The organism is Pseudenemella bisphenolivorans (genome assembly GCF_051133435.1).
GTDB lineage: Bacteria > Actinomycetota > Actinomycetes > Propionibacteriales > Propionibacteriaceae > JAAYAO01.
Genome location: NZ_JBPGNY010000005.1, coordinates 1 through 16,760, shown reverse-complemented (window position 1 = coordinate 16,760; position 16,760 = coordinate 1). Strand labels below are relative to the sequence as shown.

The following is a 16,760-nucleotide window of genomic DNA, read 5'->3' as shown; positions in this document are numbered from 1 at the left end:
GCTGGGACGGCAATATCAGCTTATGGACAACTCTAGCGGTGTTGGCGTTTTGGACAAAGCGGCCCTGGTGCTGAGTGCTTTGGAAACCGGTCCGGCCACCCTCGCCGGCCTGGTCAGCTCGACCGGTTTGGCCCGCCCCACGGCGCATCGGCTGGCGGTGGCTCTGGAGCATCATCGCCTGGTATCGCGCGACCTGCAAGGGCGCTTCGTACTCGGCCCCCGGCTGGCCGAACTCGCCGCCGCGGCCGGTGAGGACCGCCTGCTCGCAACCGCCGGCCCGGTTCTGGCCCGGTTGCGCGACATCACCGGCGAATCGGCACAACTGTTCCGCCGCCAGGGCGACATCCGGATCTGCGTGGCGGCCGCCGAACGGATGTCCGGCCTGCGCGACACCGTGCCGGTGGGCAGCCAACTGACGATGGCCGCCGGGTCGGCCGCCCAGGTGCTGCTGGCCTGGGAGGAACCCGACCGAATGCAACGCGGCCTGCGCAACTCCCGCTACTCCGCGGTCGCGCTGGCTGCGGTGCGACGCCGCGGCTGGGCCCAGTCGGTGGGTGAACGCGAGGCCGGCGTGGCCTCGGTGTCGGCCCCGGTGCGCTCCCCCTCGGGCAAGGTGATCGCGGCGGTCAGCGTGTCGGGCCCGATCGAGCGGCTCAGTCGTCAACCCGGACGCCAGCACGCCCCCGCGGTGATCGCCGCTGCCGAGCGGCTCAGCGAGGTACTGCGCCGCAACGCCACCGAACGGTAATCGCGTCGGCCGAGGTTAGCTGGCGGCCTTCTTGGTCGACTTCTTCGCGGCCTCGGCCTCTTCTGCACGGCGCTGTTTGGCCGCCTCCACCGAGGCGCGCAGCGCGGCCACCAGGTCGACCACCTCGGATTCGGCCGGCGCCTCGCCGCTGGGTAGTTCGACCCCGTCGAGTTTCGCCTCGACCAGTTCTTCGACCGCCTCGCGGTAGCTGTCGGTGTAGTTCTCCGGCTCCCACTCCGAGGCCAGTGCCTCGATGAACTGTTCGGCCATCTTCACCTCGGCCTTGGTGGCGGTGACCTCCTCGGGTGGAGCCGCGAAGGACACATCACGCACCTCGTCGGGCCACAACATCGTCTGCAGCACCAGCACCTCGTCGCGAACCCTGATCAGTGCCAGTGACTCGCGGGTGCGGATCGCGATCTTGACCACCGCATCGCGGCCCGAGGAGATCATCGCATCGCGCAACAGGACGTACGGTTTCGCGCCCGGCCCATCGGCCTCCAACACGTAGGTGCGGTCGAAATAGACCGGGTCGATCTGGTCGGAGTCGACGAAGGCCAGCACGTCCACCGATTTGGCGGTCGGCAGCGGCAGTTCATCCAGATCGGACTTGGTCAGCACCGCCATCCGACCGTCGGAGGCCTCGTAGCCCTTGGCGATGTCGGCGTACTCGATCTCTTCGCCACAGACCTCGCAGACCCGCTTGTACCGGATCCGTCCCCCGTCATCCTCGTGAACTTGCCGAAACGAGATGTCCTTGGCCTCGGTGCCGTTGTAGAGCTTGACCGGGATCGTCACCATGCCGAAGGTGATCGCTCCCTTCCACATTGAACGTGGCATCAGTTCATCCCCTCCTCGGCGAGTGCGTCCAACTCCCCCGGTACGTACCAAAGCAGGTCGAACCCGGTGACCAGATCGTCGATGGCCGGTTCCTCCCAGGCGTCGGGCCAGCTTCGTCCGGCCAGCGCATCATGGGCGGCCACCACCGCGTCGGCAGCGGCCGGCTCGTCGGCGAAGATCGCTTTCACCGACCGCCACTCGGCATCGGCCACCTGTACCGCACCGACCTCGACCGCGGTGGTCTGCGACATACCACGCGGGACGGTGGGCCGCGCCTCGCGGCCGATCGCCAGCACCAGGCGACGATCCCCCGGCGCCCACAGCGACAGGGCGGCGGTGGCGGCATAGTTCAGGGCGGTGAAGTCGCCCTCCTCTTCCTCCCCCGGTTCCAAGCCATGAGCCTCCAGCATCGGCACGGTCGCGGCATAGCCGGTCACCGTGGGCGGGATGCCTTCGTCGCGCCAGTTCTGGGCCAGCCGCACGGTGCACGGCACGAAGACGGTCATTGCGACTCCTGGGTGGCGAGCAGCTCGGCCACGGCTTCGGGCACGCAGGCGGCCAGTTGGTCGACATCGCCGAGTTGGTCACGGTCGGCGGTGAAGCCGATGAAGATCCGGCCCTGGTACGAGGTGACGCCGATCGCCAGCAGGTGTCCGGGGCTGAGCGGCTGCACCGGGTAGGAGGCGATCAGGCGGGCGCCGGCGGCATACAGCGCGCGCTGGGGCCCGGGGGCGTTGGAGACCACCACATCGTGCTGGCGGCGCATCACCTCACCGGCCACCCGGCCGGCCAGGGCATGCAGGGTGCCGGGGGCGAAGCCGGCGATGTCGATCAGATCGCGGGCACCCACGGTGCGTCCGGTGTCGGTGTGGGCGCGGGTGCCGTAGGCGACCTGGTGCAGCCGCATCAGCGGGTCGGCCTCCCCCAGCGGCAGGGTCATCAGGTGCGGGGCGACCCGGCTGCCCAGTGAGGTCGGTTGGCCGTCCATGTCGGGCACGCTCATCGGCACCATCGCCACCAGATCACGGCGGCGTTCGTCACCACGGCCGGTCAGCCACAGGCGCAGTGCCCCGGTGAGCACGGTCAAGACGATGTCGTTGACGGTGACCTGATGCGCCTCGTGCAGGGCGCGGACCTGTTCCAGATCGATCTCGGCCACCGCCACCCGGCGCTGCGAACTCACCCACCCCGACAGGGGTGAATCGACCGGGGCACGGCCACCGCGCAGCAGGTTGCCGGCCACCTCCGACAGCACGCTGCCGACCCCACCGACGGCTTCGCCGACGTTGACCGCCAGGCCGATCACCTCGGTGGCCTGCCGTTTCACGGTGTCGACCGCACTGCGCGGGTCGACGAAGGCCTCCACCACCGCGTCAACCAGCAACTGACCCGAGGACGGTTCGGATTCGGGCCGCCATTCCCCGCCGATCAGCGGTTCCACATGTGGTGTGTCGTCGAAAAGGACCTGGCACAGGTCGACATCGTCCACGCCGTTGACCAGGGCCAGGTGGGTCTTGGTGACCAGGGCGAAACGCTGCCGATCGGGATCGGGGCTCTGCAGTCCCTCGACCAGGTAGGCCTCCCACAGCGGACGGTCGTGGTCGAGTTTGCGGGCCACGACCCGTCCGGCGAACTCCAGCAGTTGCTGTTCGGTGCCGGGCCTGGGCAGGGCGGAACGCCGGACGTGGAAGCTGAGGTCGAAGTCCTCGTCGTCGACCCACACCGGGGCCGCGATCGAGGCCGGCACGGTGCGCACCAGTTTTCGGTACCGGGGCACGTAGGCCAGCCGGTCGGAGATCAGGTCCACCACCCGGTCCATCGTGAAATCGTGGGGAGCCTCGAACACATCCAGGGACGCGGCATGAACCGGCGTGTGCTGGGAGTCGGCGGCCAGCAGGGAGATTTCGCGAGCGCTGAGGCGGTCGGGCATGTGAAACAGGTTACCTTGTCCACAGATTTCGGGGTTGTCCACAGGCTGGCGGGTCGCCGAGGACGGTTCCGGGGCCGAGGTGCGTCACGGTCGGTACATGACCTTGGTGACCCGTCCCGCCCCCGAATACCGTCCCGACCCGTTGCCGGTGCCCCGCCTGCCGGCACCGGCGCCACACCATCAGCCGATGCTGGAGTTGTTGCCCGACAGCACTTCCCGGCCCTCGGACCCACCCAGACCCGCCCGGGCCGACCCGGCCTGGCAGTTGGCCCGCGGGGTCAGTCATGCGGTCGTCGAGGTGCTGGCCGGACGGCGGCCGGCCACCCAGTTGGAACGCTGGGCCACCCAGCCGGTGGTCGCCACCCTGCACGTGATCGCCAGACGGCGTCGCCGCCGACCCGTGCGGGTGGCCACGGTGCGTGTTCAGCAACCCTCCCCGGGGGTGATCGAGGTCGGCGTGCGGGTCGAACACGACCGCGACCGATCGGGTGCCATCGCGCTGCAACTGGTGCGGCGCGATCAGCGGTGGCTGTGTTGTGCGGTGGAGATGGGCCCGGAGTTGAGCCTCATCGTCCGTGGCACATCTTGAACTTCTTGCCCGATCCGCACGGGCAGGGCTGGTTGCGGCCCACGCCGGCGTAGGGATCGTCGGCCTTGGACTTCGGCTTCGAGTTGCCGGATCCGGCGGACGGGCCGCCGGTACGGGTTGCGGTGCCGTCCTCGCCGGGGGCCGAGTAGGCCAGCGGCCGTTCCTTGGTCTCCAGGCCCTTGGCCTGCAGGGTCGGCTGGGTCGGGGGTGTTGCGACGGCGGTGCCCGCCTTCGACGCCGAACTGCTGCTCTTCGAGCCGGTACCGCCCGACTTCGACGTGGCCCCGGCGGTTGCCTTGGCCTTCGGTGCGTCCTCGCTCACCGCCCGGGCGCCGGAGGCCACCAGGGCCGCCAGTGCCGCTGCGTCCAGTGGCTTGCCGTCGCCGTCCACCTCGACCTGCACCTGCTCGGCCGGGGTCTGCTGAACCTGCACCTCCAGGTTGAACAGGTAGCCGACGACTTCCTCGCTGAGCGCGGCCATCATCGCGTTGAACATGTCGCCGCCCTCGCGCTGGTACTCCACCAGGGGGTCGCGCTGGGCCATCGCGCGCAGGCCGATGCCCTCGCGCAGGTAGTCCATCTCGTAGAGGTGTTCGCGCCACTTGCGGTCGAGCACGGTCAACAGCACGCGGCGTTCCAGCTCGCGCATGTTCTCCGCGCCCAGTTCGGCCTCGCGGGCGTCGTAGGCGGCGATCGCGTCGGCCTGGAAGTCCTCGATCAGTTCCTCGGGACTGATGTCGGTGTCCTCGTACTCGGCACGCTTGAGGGTGACCGGGTACAAGGTGGCCATCTCGGTCCACAGCGTTTCGAGTTCCCAGTCCTCGCTGAAGCCCTGGGTGTGTTGGCGCACGACGCCGGCGACGGTCGATTCGACCGCCTGGCGCATCTGGGCCTCGACATCGGCACCCTCGAGCACCTTGCGGCGGTCGCTGTAGATCGCATGCCGCTGCCGGTTCATCACATCGTCGTACTTGAGGATGTTCTTGCGGATCTCGAAGTTCTGCGACTCGACCTGCTTCTGAGCGTTCTGGATCGCCTTCGACAGCGACTTGTCCTCCAGCGGCTGGTCGTCGGGCACCCGGAAGGTGCGCAGCGCCCACTCGATCACCTCGGGACGGAAGCGACGCAGCAGGTCATCGCCCAGGGACAGGTAGAAACGGCTCTCGCCGGGGTCACCCTGACGGCCGGATCGACCGCGCAACTGGTTGTCGATCCGTCGTGAATCGTGCCGTTCCGAACCGATCACGTACAGACCGCCGAGTTCGACGACCTCCTCGTGTTCGACAGCGGTCTGTTCCTCGAAGGCGGCGAGGGTGTCGGGCCAGGCCGCCTCGTAGGCCTCCGGATCCTCCAGCGGGTCGAGGCCGGACTCGCGCAGCTTCTGGTGGGCGAGGTGTTCGGCGTTACCGCCGAGGATGATGTCGGTACCACGGCCGGCCATGTTGGTGGCCACCGTGACCGCACCCTTGCGTCCGGCGAGCGCGACGATGTCGGCCTCGGAGGCATGGTGTTTGGCGTTCAACACGTTGTGCGGCACGCCGGCACGCTTCAGCATCGCCGACAGCACCTCGGACTTGGCGACCGAGGCGGTACCCATCAGCACCGGCTGGCCGCGGTCGTGGCGTTCCTTCACGTCGGCCACGATCGCGTCGAACTTGGCCTCCTCGGTGCGGAAGATCAGGTCGCCGAGGTCTTCGCGGATCATCGGCCGGTTGGTCGGAATCTGCACCACCGACAGACCGTAGATCTTCTGGAATTCCGATTCCTCGGTCTTGGCCGTACCGGTCATGCCGCCGAGCTTGTCGTACATCCGGAAGTAGTTCTGCAAGGTGATGGTGGCCAGCGTCTGGTACTCGTCGCGGATCTCGACCTTTTCCTTGGCCTCGATCGCCTGGTGCAGACCCTCGTTGTAGCGGCGCCCGGGCAGGGTGCGTCCGGTGTGCTCGTCGACGATCAGCACCTCGCCCTCACCGGTGACGACATAGTCCTTGTCGTTGGCGAACAGTTCCTTGGCCTTGATCGCGTTGTTCAGGTACGAGATCAGCGGGGTGTTGGCCGACTCGTAGAGATTGTCGATGCCCAGGCGGTCTTCGACCATGTCGATGCCCGGTTCCAGGATCGACACGGTGCGCTTCTTCTCGTCCACCTCGTAGTGGGTGTCGCGCTTCATCCGCTCGGCCATCCGGGCGAACTCGGGATACCAGCGGTGGCTGTCCTCGGCGGGGCCGGAGATGATCAGCGGGGTTCGGGCCTCGTCGACCAGAATCGAGTCGACCTCGTCGACGATCGCGAAGTGGTGGCCCCGCTGCACGCAGTCGGCCAGCGAGTGGGCCATGTTGTCGCGCAGGTAGTCGAAACCGAACTCGTTGTTGGTGCCGTAGGTGATGTCGGCGGCGTAGGCCTTACGGCGTTCGGCCGGGGTCATCCGCGACAGGATCGAGGAGGTTTCCAGGCCGAGAAACTTGTGCACCCGGCCCATCTGCTCGGACTGGTACTCGGCCAGATAGTCGTTGACCGTGACCACGTGCACGCCCTTGCCGGTCAACCCGTTGAGGTAGGACGGCAGGGTGGCGACCAGGGTCTTGCCCTCACCGGTCTTCATCTCGGCGATGTTGCCCAGGTGCAGCGCGGCCCCGCCCATCAACTGGACGTCGAAGTGCCGCTTGCCGAGCACCCGGCGGGAGGCCTCGCGGACGGTGGCGAAGGCCTCGGGCAGCAGGTCTTCGAGCGGTTCGCCGTTTTCGAGGCGCTGCCGGAAGTCGGCGGTCTGACCGCGCAACTCGTCGTCGTCCATCGCAAGAAAGTCCTCTTCGATGGAGTTGACCCGGTTGGCGTATCCCTCGAGGCGGCGCAGAACGCGCCCCTCACCGAAGTTGAGCAGCTTGTCGAGAAAGGCCACGTGCGATCGTGCTCCCTGTGTTGCGTGCGCCGGCGACGGCATTGACCCGACCATCTTAGGCGGTGCGCGGTGAACCTACCGCACCGTCAAAGGTTTCACTGGTCGGGCAAGAGTTCGGTGGGCGTGCCGCTGTAGCTGATCACCAGTTCGTCGCGGGCGCGCGAGGCCGCCACGTAGAGCAGCGACCTTTCGCGCAACTGCGCCTCGGCAAAATCCTGTTCGTCGTAGTCATAGGTGGTCAGTCCCATGGGCATGGAGTCAGCGCTGAGCCCGAACAACAGGACCCGCGCGAACTCGGTGCCCTTGGCCCGGTGCATGGTCAGCGCTACCGGGTGACCGGGTTTGGCCGCTTGCCGATCCAACGCCCGAATCTCCACACCGCGCTCCGCCAGTCCGGAAACCACTCTTTCGCGGGTGGCCTTGTCACGTACGAGCACGGCAATGCTCTCGGCCGGTAGGTCCTCGGTGCTGACCCATCCGGCGATCAACTCTGCGGCATGGTCCAGCTCTTCGGTGATTGTTCGGAAGGACCGCACAGTCGGCTCGGGCCCGGTACGCGCGGAGCGGTATCCGGCCATGGACTCAGCATTACCGTCGGAGTCGACAACTTCTTGTCCGGTGAGCACCCCTACAGCCCAAGCCAGATTCTGCGCTGTAGTGCGGTAGTTGAGGCGCAGACCACGTGACCGTCCCTGAGTCTTGATGCCGTAGTCCGACAACACGAGCCGATGACCGTAGATGCGCTGGTGGGCGTCCTCGGCAATGAAAATGTCATTGGGGCCCTCGGGTGTGAGGGCACGGACCAACTGCCAATGGCAGGGCTTGAAGTCTTGGCCTTCATCCACCAACACGTGGTCCACCGGGCGCTCTCCGGTGCGCTCGAGGTGGGCCGCTGCGATCGACGCAGCTTCGGCATAGTCCAAAGTGCCGGTCTCGCGCGTCGCGCTGCGATAGGCCTCGACCACGGCCCAAACGGCTTTGCGTCCAGATCTTGACAGACGAACTCCGCGGCCAGTGCGAGCCACCTTGAGATACTCACTCACCTGGGTGATCCGGTTCGGCAGGATGACCATCTCGTACTCGGCCCGCAGGAAGGCCGGTTTGCGCAGGTGCTCGGCCAAGTTCTGCCCAGCGCGCAGTACCGCCTGCCGCCATGTGGCATCGGCATCCAAATCATTGCTGCGACCCTTGAGGTCGGTGCGCCCCACCCCGAGTACGTCCGCTACGGCGGCACTGATGTCGGCCCCGGCCGACTGCACGATTGCCCGGGCAAGTGCGTCGATGCCTTTCACGTGAAGGCCTTCTCCGCCCACGTGATCGGTCAGCTTCAGGTCGGGGTCAAGTCGCTCCAGATTCTTGCTGAGTTCGGCGGCAAGGTTGGTCGTGAACGTCGTGACGACAATCGATGCCTGGGGCCTTAGGGTGGCAAGCCGTTTGGCACGGTGCATCAGCACCACGGTCTTGCCGGTGCCGGCACCTCCGGCGATTCGGTAGGGCCCCTTCCAATCCCCTCGTACCCAACGGCGCTGCTGCGGGTGGAGGAAGACGCGCCAGGCGCTGAAATCCGGATCCATGATCACCCGGCGCAATTCCTCGGCCCCACCGATCTTCGCAAACCCCATACGCGCGCTGGGTTGATCGAAGCTGTCGAGTAGTTCCTGGTCACCAGCCGGTTTCGGATCGGCGAATCGGGCAGCCGCTTCCTCATGACTCATGGGCTGCTTCAGCAGTTCCAGTTCCTGTTGGATCTGGGACATCTTCTCCCCGGCTGCCAGCAACAGCAGCGCCAGTCCCTGCCATTCCGGTAGTGGAGCCACGAAAGTGTTCAACGCGTCTTCATTGGTCAGCGCGATCGCTTGTTGCGCGATTGCGGGTGGGATCCCGAGCGAAACTGTCAGGTCCTCTGCACTGCAGGGGATCAGCGGTGGCGGGGTGAAAGATGCCATTTCCCCTGCAGGCTGCTTGTACACCGCCTTGGGTGCTTGGATGTCGACCTCACGGAACTCGGGCAGAAGGTTGACCGGGTTGGTGTCGAGGACGACTTTCTCGGCCACCTTGTAGGCGTCGTCGTGGGGATAAATGCCATGCACCACATAGGCGGTGATGTCCGGCGTCGAAAGCTTGAACAGCAGCGCTCGGTATTGCAGGTCGACCCGGCCGGACATGGCCCTGCGATCGGCGGCGTTCTTGATCTTCTCGAGGTTCAAGCCGGGCATGCTGTCGTCCTGGGCAAGCTTCTCGAGAAAGGTGTACGCCTTCTGCTTGATCGAAGAGTCCAGCAGTCGGTCCTGCTTGGGATAGATGATGGTGCTCTCACCCATGTTTGTGTTCCTTCCAAGCGGCCGCTATCAGAGACGCATCGGGGGCGATGATGTGCCAACCTCCGATGTCGAGACCGGGGGTGGGGTCCATCTGCACGGCAATGCGGCGATCACTCCAGACGAGGTCGAAGGGAATGCCATCGATCTCATACCCGACCTCTTCATTCGGGGGGGTGATACCGGTTCGGCTGAGTTCGACAATAAGGTTGAGAGTCTCGGGGGTTTCGCCTTCGAACTCCTCGGCCACTGGTTGCCATTCAATCGCCACTTCTCGATCCATGACGCGTTCAACGTCCGGGACGGGAGCGGCCCTGAAGGTCGAGATTCGTGAAAGCGCGTCGACCGCCACGGTCGAGTCCGGCAGCAACGCGAGCACGTTGCCCAGTCGCAACCATTCGCGCCATGCTTCCATCGATTCCGGAGCAGCAAGGGCAACGGTGTCATCGAGCAGGGCAACGACGCGGACCGAACCTCGTTTCGGGATGTGCACCGCAACTGCAAGGTTGGCTCGACGCCAAGTACTCACCGCTTCGCCGGACGGTGCTGCCAGCATCGCGCGCGCTCGCGCAGAGACGTCGTCGGCCGTACCGGCTCCGGACTCTGCCGCAGTTGCGAAAACCGATGTCGCGGCTGCACGAGCGAATCGTTCCAAGTTGTCGGGGTCGGGCCGTTGCATCCAAGCGACCAAGAACTCCATGGGACCACGCAACAGGGCGTCCCGCGCGGCAGCGGTGTGTTGCATGGTCGGTTCGCTGTTGAGGCGCTGCGTCATCTGCGGGTTGACCCAAGCCGGAGCGGGTACGGGGGTGCCGGATTCATGAAGATCCAGATCGTGGGCTGTAATAGCGAGCACGATTTTGCCGCTTTGTCGAAGGATGCGTCGTTTAGCGGCGTCGTCGGCGATGTTGTTGTTCTTGGGCGATGCGTGAAACTGCCATCCATCGGTGAAAATAACCACATCGGGCAGGCCTTCGCTGAACAGCACGAAGTCCGGTTTGGAATTCGCCACATGCACTTGGGGCTGCAGGCGGAAGGTTCGGCTCCCCAGCGAGACCGTGATGCTGTTGCCCCCCGAGTAGCTCGGAGTTTGTTTTATGGTGCCGCCCAGCCGTTCGGCGAGTTCGAGGAAAGCAACTCGGAACCTCTCTTCGAGCCAGGATTCGCCCGACGGGTCCGAGGTTGGCGCATCTTCGGTGATGCTCCAGCCGGGATTCTGCGGAGGGTCGCTGTCGGCGATACCCAAAAGGGAGCGTAGGTGCCGTTCGGCGGCGATCCGTGAGGTCACGTCGCGGGCGTGAGGGGCTGCGAACGGGAGCAGACAACGGTGGCAGGACAAACGTCCCTCCTGGGCACAGGGGCAGTCCCGCACCCGTAATAGGGCCGATACGAGAACTTGCCACAACTCGTGTGGGTCGGCGAGTTCGGCCAGATATCCGGTGCCACCGGGAACCAAGTCATGGAGCAGCAGCGCGGCACGATTATCGAGGTGCGGATCGGTGACGAAGGCCACGTCGAGGTGGTCGGGGGCGCCGCCATAGTTCTCGCGCAAACCGAGCAGGATCGCGGCGGTGAGACTCGGGATGGCGAAAACGTCGTCCCCGAAGGCCAGTCGCTGTGGCAAGGTCAGCGTGACTCCCTCGGTGGTGAGGCGGCGAGTGAGCAATACCGAACGCGTGTGCTCCTCGTGACTGTGCCTGTGCTTGCACCAAGGCCGGTGCTCTTCTTTGGCATTGGCCCGACTTGTGCGGTCGAGGTGTCCACAGCCCTCGCAAATGCGGAACAGGGGACCAGAAGCGGTGCCACCGGCGATCGTCATTTGTTGCGAGGTGTGCCGTCGCGGGCCGAGATTGAACCAGCGCACGTCCATGCCCTTGAGGTACGTCACCGCCAGGCCGTCAGTGGTGTACCAGCGACGCTGAATGGCATGCGGGTCGAGGTCGGCGGCCGTGACGATCACGAAACTTGTTCGCAGCCGGTCATCCTCGGCATCGTCGATCCGGGAATCGTCACGGCGGACGAATGCCGACACCCGGTTCAGTTCGATCGTGTCGAAGCATTGCCCGATGTCGTTGATGCCGGGCTTCTTACAGCGAGGACACATGTTGGGTGCGTCATCGCTGGGGTGGCTGTAGCCGCAGTGCGGGCACAGACGCATCCCTCTGATCGACGAGGCGTCGTGGCCGACGTCGACGGCATCGATGCTGATTCGGTAGCCACCGGCATAGAACGATGCTCCCGGGGCGAAATCGCGCAATGCGTTGGCGCTTGCCCGGGAGTAGTCGGCGTTCTCGGAGTGGTATTCACCGGTGTCGGTGTCGATCCAACTCATAGTCACGTTGAGTTCGACCGAATCGTCAACCAGGGAGTAGTTGGGCAACAACCCAATCCGTTCCAAGGCCGAGATCCAGTAATCGGCGTGCGCCTCGGCGAGTTGCCTCTCGACGACCAGTTGTGCGGAACGGGCTTCTTTGAGTGCCCGCGCGTCGTCCTCGCTGTCCTGCTGCCTGGCTTCGAGATCAGGCAGAGTTTCCACCAACTCTTGCAGGCGGTCTTCCAGTTCTTGCTGCTCGGCACGCCAGCGTTGGGCCGCCGAACCGATCGTTGCGACCAGTCCACTGGAACCGTCGGCGGCCGGGGTGGCCCACTCCCGTAGCGCCTTGGCAGCATCGCGGCGGATGGTGTCGTTGGCGTCACCGTCGACGGCGAAGGCGTTCAAAAAGGTGTCGATCACGCGGGGCTTGCGGGATGCTTCGATGATCTGGTCGAGGAAGGTGTCGGTGCCACCCGTGGGTTCGGCCAAGGCCTTGGCAGTGGTTCGCGGATGGATTGCGTCGGCATCCCGGGCCAGGCCGTCGGCGAGATGTGCGATGTATTGGCGGCGCAGGATTTCTTCGGCACTCAGGTAGGTGGCCGGCGGAGTGACTGCACCGTTGATCAGCGACAACGGGTCGCCGAGGCGTGGTAGGAACTCGCCGCGACCCTGCACGAAGGCCAGGTCGAGAGCATTACCGGTGAGCCGGCCTGCGCGACCGACGCGTTGGACGTAGCTGCTGACACTGCGCGGCAGGGAGGCCAGCATGACCGAGGACAGGTCGCCGATGTCTATACCCATTTCCAAGGTGGGGGTGGCGACCAGCACGTTCGGTGCGGTGGGGTCTTCCTGGCTTTGTTTGAAGGCCTTCTCGTAGGCCAGGCGCTGGCCCGTTTCCAGGAGGCTGGTGTGTTCTCGTGCCACGACCCGGCGCACTTCCGCCGAGCCGTACAGGCGGCGGTAGTAGTTGTTCGGGTCGCCGCGATGCAGGGTCAGCGTGCCGAGACACCTGGCGTGCAGACACGGTGCGTCCGACAGCTCCGAACCGGTTTTGACGCTGACGGGGAACTCTGTCTGGCAAGCGGTACATCGCAAAGTGTGGCGACCTGCGGCGAGGTCGTCGTCGTCGGTGGCCAAGACGATGACCCGTGCCGGGTCGATAGCGTAAACGGTGGCGCCGTCCTTGGTTTCGAAGGCCCGCAGGAGGTTGTTTTCGGCCAGCTTCTCGAGCAGCAGTCGAGCCAGCACTCCCCCGGTGTTCCGATCAACTCCGAGGCATCGCACCGCCCACAGGGCGTACCAGGCCTGGCTGCCGGTGACCGGGTCGAGCAACGCCTTCGATGAGTCGATCTTCTTGCCGCCCACCCGTGGAAATGCCGGTGCTGATCGTCCGGGCGGGAAGGCCGGCATGTATTTGGGACGTCCTCGGTTGCTCCACAGCCGCCACCGGCTCCCGTCCTCCTCGATGTACTTGTTCAGCCACTCGTGCCAGATACCGCCCTGATTGCGGATGCGTTCGAGGACACCGCGGACCCACCACAGCGAGGCTCGGTCGTCTCCGCTAACGGGCAGGAGCTGGCGGTCGAGGCTCTCGAGTACTTGGCCTGCAATTGCACACATCTCGGCGCTGTCGGCGTCGATATGCACGCTCATGGCCCCGGTGCGTTCCAACGTACGACCGAAGGTGTTGTTGAGCCCGAACTCCATAGTGGCCGCGAACTGCAGTCGACGCCGGACGTGTTTGGTGAGCTTGGCCGGCGGCTCGTCTCGGGTCCAGAAAGGCCGGAATTCATCCTCGCGGGCAGCGAGGTTTGGGGCCAACAGTCGGTAGCGCTTGAACGGGTCATCACCCGCCTGGTCGATGGCGTTGACGACCAACTCGGGGAGCGTCCGTGGCCTGTCCGCGGCGGCGCGGAGCACCGATCGCAAGGTCAGCGTGTGCGAGCGAGCCGCGACGAACCCCGCTCGATGGGCGGCGTCCTGAACCGAGTCGACGAAAACCAGGGATTTCTTCTCGTTCTCGTCGAGCATGGCCTGCCCGAACATGTTCGAGAGGGTTACCGACATCATGGTCGCGATCGCGCTGCCGGTGAAGCGGATCGCATCACCTTGCCCACAGCTGGGGCAGGTGTCTCGTCTGGATTTCTCGTCCGCGTCGTCACCGGTGTGGGTGAGCACGCGTAGCAGTCGGCCTTCCCGAACGGCGTTGGGATCGATGTCCTCACCGATGATCAGTCGCCTTTCGCGCGGATCGAACCACGCATGGCCGCTGTCGGGTGGGGCCTCGGTATCGGTACGCGTGTTCAGCAAAGCCCGGAAGCGACCTTCTCGGCTTGCGTGATGCCGGCGGACGTTCTCATCATTGGCTGCCAAGTTGTTGCCAACTGCACTCAATTCGATCCCCCAGCCGGACCGACCACAGAACCGGCAGTGCACTGCCGGAAAGGCTGGACCGCCAGCTGTCGTTGCGTCCTCGGCGGCGACCGTTGGGCCATCGTCGGACCATCGAAATCGAGCGGCCGAATCCGCATAACGATCGATGCGGCTCAGTTCGCGCACCCACATGTGGGTCTCGGTCGTCGGCATGCGGCGATCGGGACCGCCGCTGTTACCGCGCGCACGCAGGTGCCCGAGCGCATTGTGCAAAGCGAGCACGAACTGCCGACGCACCTCGAAGGTGTCGGGGTTACCCGGGATGAGACGAGCCACATCATTGACATGCCGGGCTTGGGCTGTTTCGTTCAGAAACGCGTGGACCAAGGGGTGCACCCTGGCCAGCGTTCGCAGGTCGTCGTCACCCACCTGCTCGTACATGCCAGTGAGCACGACTCGGCAGAGGTCGGAGGGCTCGGTGTCCTCACTGAGTCGCGCGAGCACTTCGGCAGCAAGCCCGTCAGTGACCCTCGCGGGAACCGAGTCGCCCGCGGCTGTGGCGCCTTCTCGTTCGAATTCCTCGGTCGTGACGCGCTGTTCTCCGACTACGCAATCGTCGTCGAACCTTTCACCGAAAACCTGGGTGGCGAAGCGCACGATGGAGGAGGTTTCGGCGCGGTTTTCATCCCGCGGCCCCAGCGTGGCCGAAGTTCCCACCGGGGTGATCCTGCCCAGCGCACGGCTCCACTCTTCGGCACTGTGTGTGTCGGCAGCACTGTGCCGCTCGGGCCAATACGATTTGAGCGCCAATCCAAGACGTCGCAACAACATCGCCACATCGGTGCCTTGGGCCCCGTCATAGGTGTGGAACTCGTCGAGCACCAGGTAGGTGAGCGAATCTGCCGACAGCTCCCACAGGAGTTGATCAGGTGCTCGCAGCAGCAGTTGGTCGAGCATCTTGTAGTTGGTCAGCAAGATGTCGGGCGGATCGTCACGAATGATCGCCCGATCGGTGATCAGTCCGTGCTCGGTGACCGTTGTGGTCGGGCCCATGACCTGACCATCAACCACCACGTTGGCTTCGCCGGTGTACAGGGCGGCAGTGATGGAGGCCAGCGGTTGGTGTCCGGTGTCATCGCGCTGGGTGATCATCCGGGCAAGGCGCTGGGCTTGGTCGTTGGCCAAGGCGTTCATCGGGTAGAGGATCAGGGCTTTCATACCCCGGATGCCTTGCCGCTTGGCTCGCAGGCAGTGGTCGATAATCGGCAGCAGAAAGGCCTCGGTCTTGCCTGAGCCGGTGCCGGTGGTGATCAGGGTGGGTTCCGGGCGGCCGTACAGACTGGTCAGCCGTGAGAAGGCCTCGTACTGGTGGGCATAGGGCTCGAACCCGGGCGGCATCCATTCCAGGGGTGAAACGCCGCGACGTGGCGCGGCCTTGAAGGGCAGCCCCGTTCGCAGGTACGGACCCTTGAACATACCTTCGGTTTCATCGTCCAACAGTTCGTGGAGCGCAGCACGAGCGTCAGTATCAGCCAGAGCGAAGGTCGTGGTGAGGTAGTCGAGCAGGCCTTCGCGCAACCGCATGGCTTGCCGGCCGGGCAGCAGCTCACTCACTTGTGCGACTCCTTCTCTCGGACGCCAGCGTCCTTGCCGACCAACTTAGCGAAGAAGGCTGAGCCGACGCGGGACGTGGTGACCTTGAGGTTTCATCCGCGTCGCGAGATTGGGCGAGTTGCCTCGACCGAGAAGATGCGGTTTGAGCATGTCAGTTGACCGTGCGCTCTCCTTCCCAACGACGGGAGCGGTCGATGATAGCTGCGCGCATCTGACGGTCGTCGACAGCGAGGTAGCGCTGCGTGGTCGCAAGGGATGAATGGCCGAGCATCACCTGCACCAGGCGAACATCATGGGTTTGTTCGTGCACCTCGGTGGCGCACAGATGCCTGAGCTGATGCATCGTTGTGCCGTCGGCCAGCGCACGCGAGACCAGCGTGCCGACCCAATGTGGAGTCAGATGTCCGCCCCGCGGGCTCGGGAACAGGTAACCGGGCGGCGCATTTCGAAGGATGCGAGCCAGATCATCGGGAAGCGGCAGCACTCGCTTGCGCGAGCCCTTGCCATGCACCACCAAGGACCACCCGATCAGGTCATGGACCAAGTCATTCTCCGGGTGCACCTGCGCAACCTCGCCACGACGCATCCCGAGTTCATTGGCAAGTCGCAGAATCAGTGACAGGCGATCATCTGCGATTCGTAGGGCTGCAGCCACCGCGGTGGGTGCTGCCGGTCGTGGATGTGGTTGCTCTGCTCGGACGACGGGGAGTACGTCAGCGACATTGTCTGTGGTTCGGCCAGTCGTCACCCCCCACTCCCAGAACTTGCGCAAAGAAGAACGCACAGACCTGGCTGTCTCTCGCCGCCAGTCATGCAGGCCTGCCCATTCCAAGAGGTCGCGTCTCGAAACCAGCCAAGGACTTGTGGAGAGTTCGGCTCGTGCGAGGCGGCGTAGGTGATAGTTCCTGAGAACGATCGTCTGTTCGGAGAGCCGCATGGCCTTCATGGCGAGGGACCAAGGACGTAGTTCGCTTGCCCAACCGGGACTTATGAGTTCATTGTGCATGCAGGCAACGGTGCCTCATGTGCGCGTCACCGCCTGGTTCGGCCGTTGGCCTGATTCATCCCGAGACGCACTTCACCGACGAGAAGGCCGGCCGCCTGCGCGAGGAGACGTACCGCCGGTTACGGCGTC

General features: G+C 65.1%; 9 protein-coding genes. 2 read left to right on the top strand and 7 right to left on the bottom strand.

What is annotated here, in order from left to right:
• Positions 1-22 precede the first annotated feature (22 nt).
• Positions 23-748: an IclR family transcriptional regulator gene (locus tag ACR4XW_RS12325; RefSeq protein ID WP_434760859.1), complete on the top strand. Its 726-nt coding sequence runs from the start codon at positions 23-25 to the stop codon at positions 746-748.
• Positions 749-763: 15 nt separating this feature from the next.
• On the opposite strand, the gene ku is transcribed toward ACR4XW_RS12325, so the two are convergent.
• From ku to ACR4XW_RS12310, 3 genes are read right to left on the bottom strand one after another with little or no spacing between them, the layout of a single operon-like run.
• Positions 764-1,588 (bottom strand): non-homologous end joining protein Ku, encoded by an 825-nt coding sequence (ku, locus tag ACR4XW_RS12320; protein WP_434760858.1) that lies wholly within the window; start codon positions 1,586-1,588, stop codon positions 764-766.
• Entirely contained in the window at positions 1,588-2,094 is a 507-nt protein-coding gene (locus ACR4XW_RS12315; RefSeq protein WP_434760857.1) for a DUF6912 family protein, read from the bottom strand. Before ACR4XW_RS12315 ends, ku begins: the two co-directional genes overlap by 1 nt.
• Positions 2,091-3,518: a wax ester/triacylglycerol synthase family O-acyltransferase gene (locus ACR4XW_RS12310; protein ID WP_434760856.1), complete on the bottom strand. Its 1,428-nt coding sequence runs from the start codon at positions 3,516-3,518 to the stop codon at positions 2,091-2,093. The genes ACR4XW_RS12315 and ACR4XW_RS12310 overlap by 4 nt, the downstream gene beginning before the upstream one ends.
• A 34-nt stretch (positions 3,519-3,552) precedes the next feature.
• Here ACR4XW_RS12310 and ACR4XW_RS12305 point away from each other — a divergent pair, with 34 nt between their 5' ends.
• On the top strand, positions 3,553-4,107 hold the full coding sequence (locus ACR4XW_RS12305; protein WP_434760855.1) for an Rv3235 family protein: 555 nt from the start codon (positions 3,553-3,555) through the stop codon (positions 4,105-4,107).
• Here ACR4XW_RS12305 and secA read toward each other — a convergent pair.
• The 4 genes from secA to ACR4XW_RS12285 all read right to left on the bottom strand — a co-directional run bounded on the left by secA (position 4,085) and on the right by ACR4XW_RS12285 (position 16,211).
• Entirely contained in the window at positions 4,085-7,006 is a 2,922-nt protein-coding gene (gene secA / locus ACR4XW_RS12300; protein WP_491777827.1) for a preprotein translocase subunit SecA, read from the bottom strand. The genes ACR4XW_RS12305 and secA overlap by 23 nt on opposite strands.
• Positions 7,007-7,101: 95 nt before the next feature.
• On the bottom strand, positions 7,102-9,327 hold the full coding sequence (locus ACR4XW_RS12295) for a UvrD-helicase domain-containing protein (RefSeq protein WP_434760853.1): 2,226 nt from the start codon (positions 9,325-9,327) through the stop codon (positions 7,102-7,104).
• On the bottom strand, positions 9,320-15,625 hold the full coding sequence (locus ACR4XW_RS12290; RefSeq protein WP_434760852.1) for a DEAD/DEAH box helicase: 6,306 nt from the start codon (positions 15,623-15,625) through the stop codon (positions 9,320-9,322). Before ACR4XW_RS12290 ends, ACR4XW_RS12295 begins: the two co-directional genes overlap by 8 nt.
• Positions 15,626-15,776: 151 nt before the next feature.
• Positions 15,777-16,211 carry a tyrosine-type recombinase/integrase gene (locus ACR4XW_RS12285; RefSeq protein ID WP_434760851.1) on the bottom strand — a complete coding sequence of 145 codons (435 nt, stop codon included), beginning with the start codon at positions 16,209-16,211 and terminating at the stop codon, positions 15,777-15,779.
• Positions 16,212-16,760 lie beyond the last annotated feature (549 nt).

What these genes read in the sequence shown, in the direction of transcription:
- ku (WP_434760858.1), bottom strand. Translation starts at nt 1,588, where the DNA reads ATGCCACGTTCAATGTGGAAGGGAGCGATCACCTTCGGCATGGTGACG.
- ACR4XW_RS12315 (WP_434760857.1), bottom strand. Translation starts at nt 2,094, where the DNA reads ATGACCGTCTTCGTGCCGTGCACCGTGCGGCTGGCCCAGAACTGGCGC.
- ACR4XW_RS12310 (WP_434760856.1), bottom strand. Translation starts at nt 3,518, where the DNA reads ATGCCCGACCGCCTCAGCGCTCGCGAAATCTCCCTGCTGGCCGCCGAC.
- ACR4XW_RS12325 (WP_434760859.1), top strand. Translation starts at nt 23, where the DNA reads ATGGACAACTCTAGCGGTGTTGGCGTTTTGGACAAAGCGGCCCTGGTG.
- ACR4XW_RS12285 (WP_434760851.1), bottom strand. Translation starts at nt 16,211, where the DNA reads ATGCGTCGTGGCGAGGTTGCGCAGGTGCACCCGGAGAATGACTTGGTC.
- ACR4XW_RS12295 (WP_434760853.1), bottom strand. Translation starts at nt 9,327, where the DNA reads ATGGGTGAGAGCACCATCATCTATCCCAAGCAGGACCGACTGCTGGAC.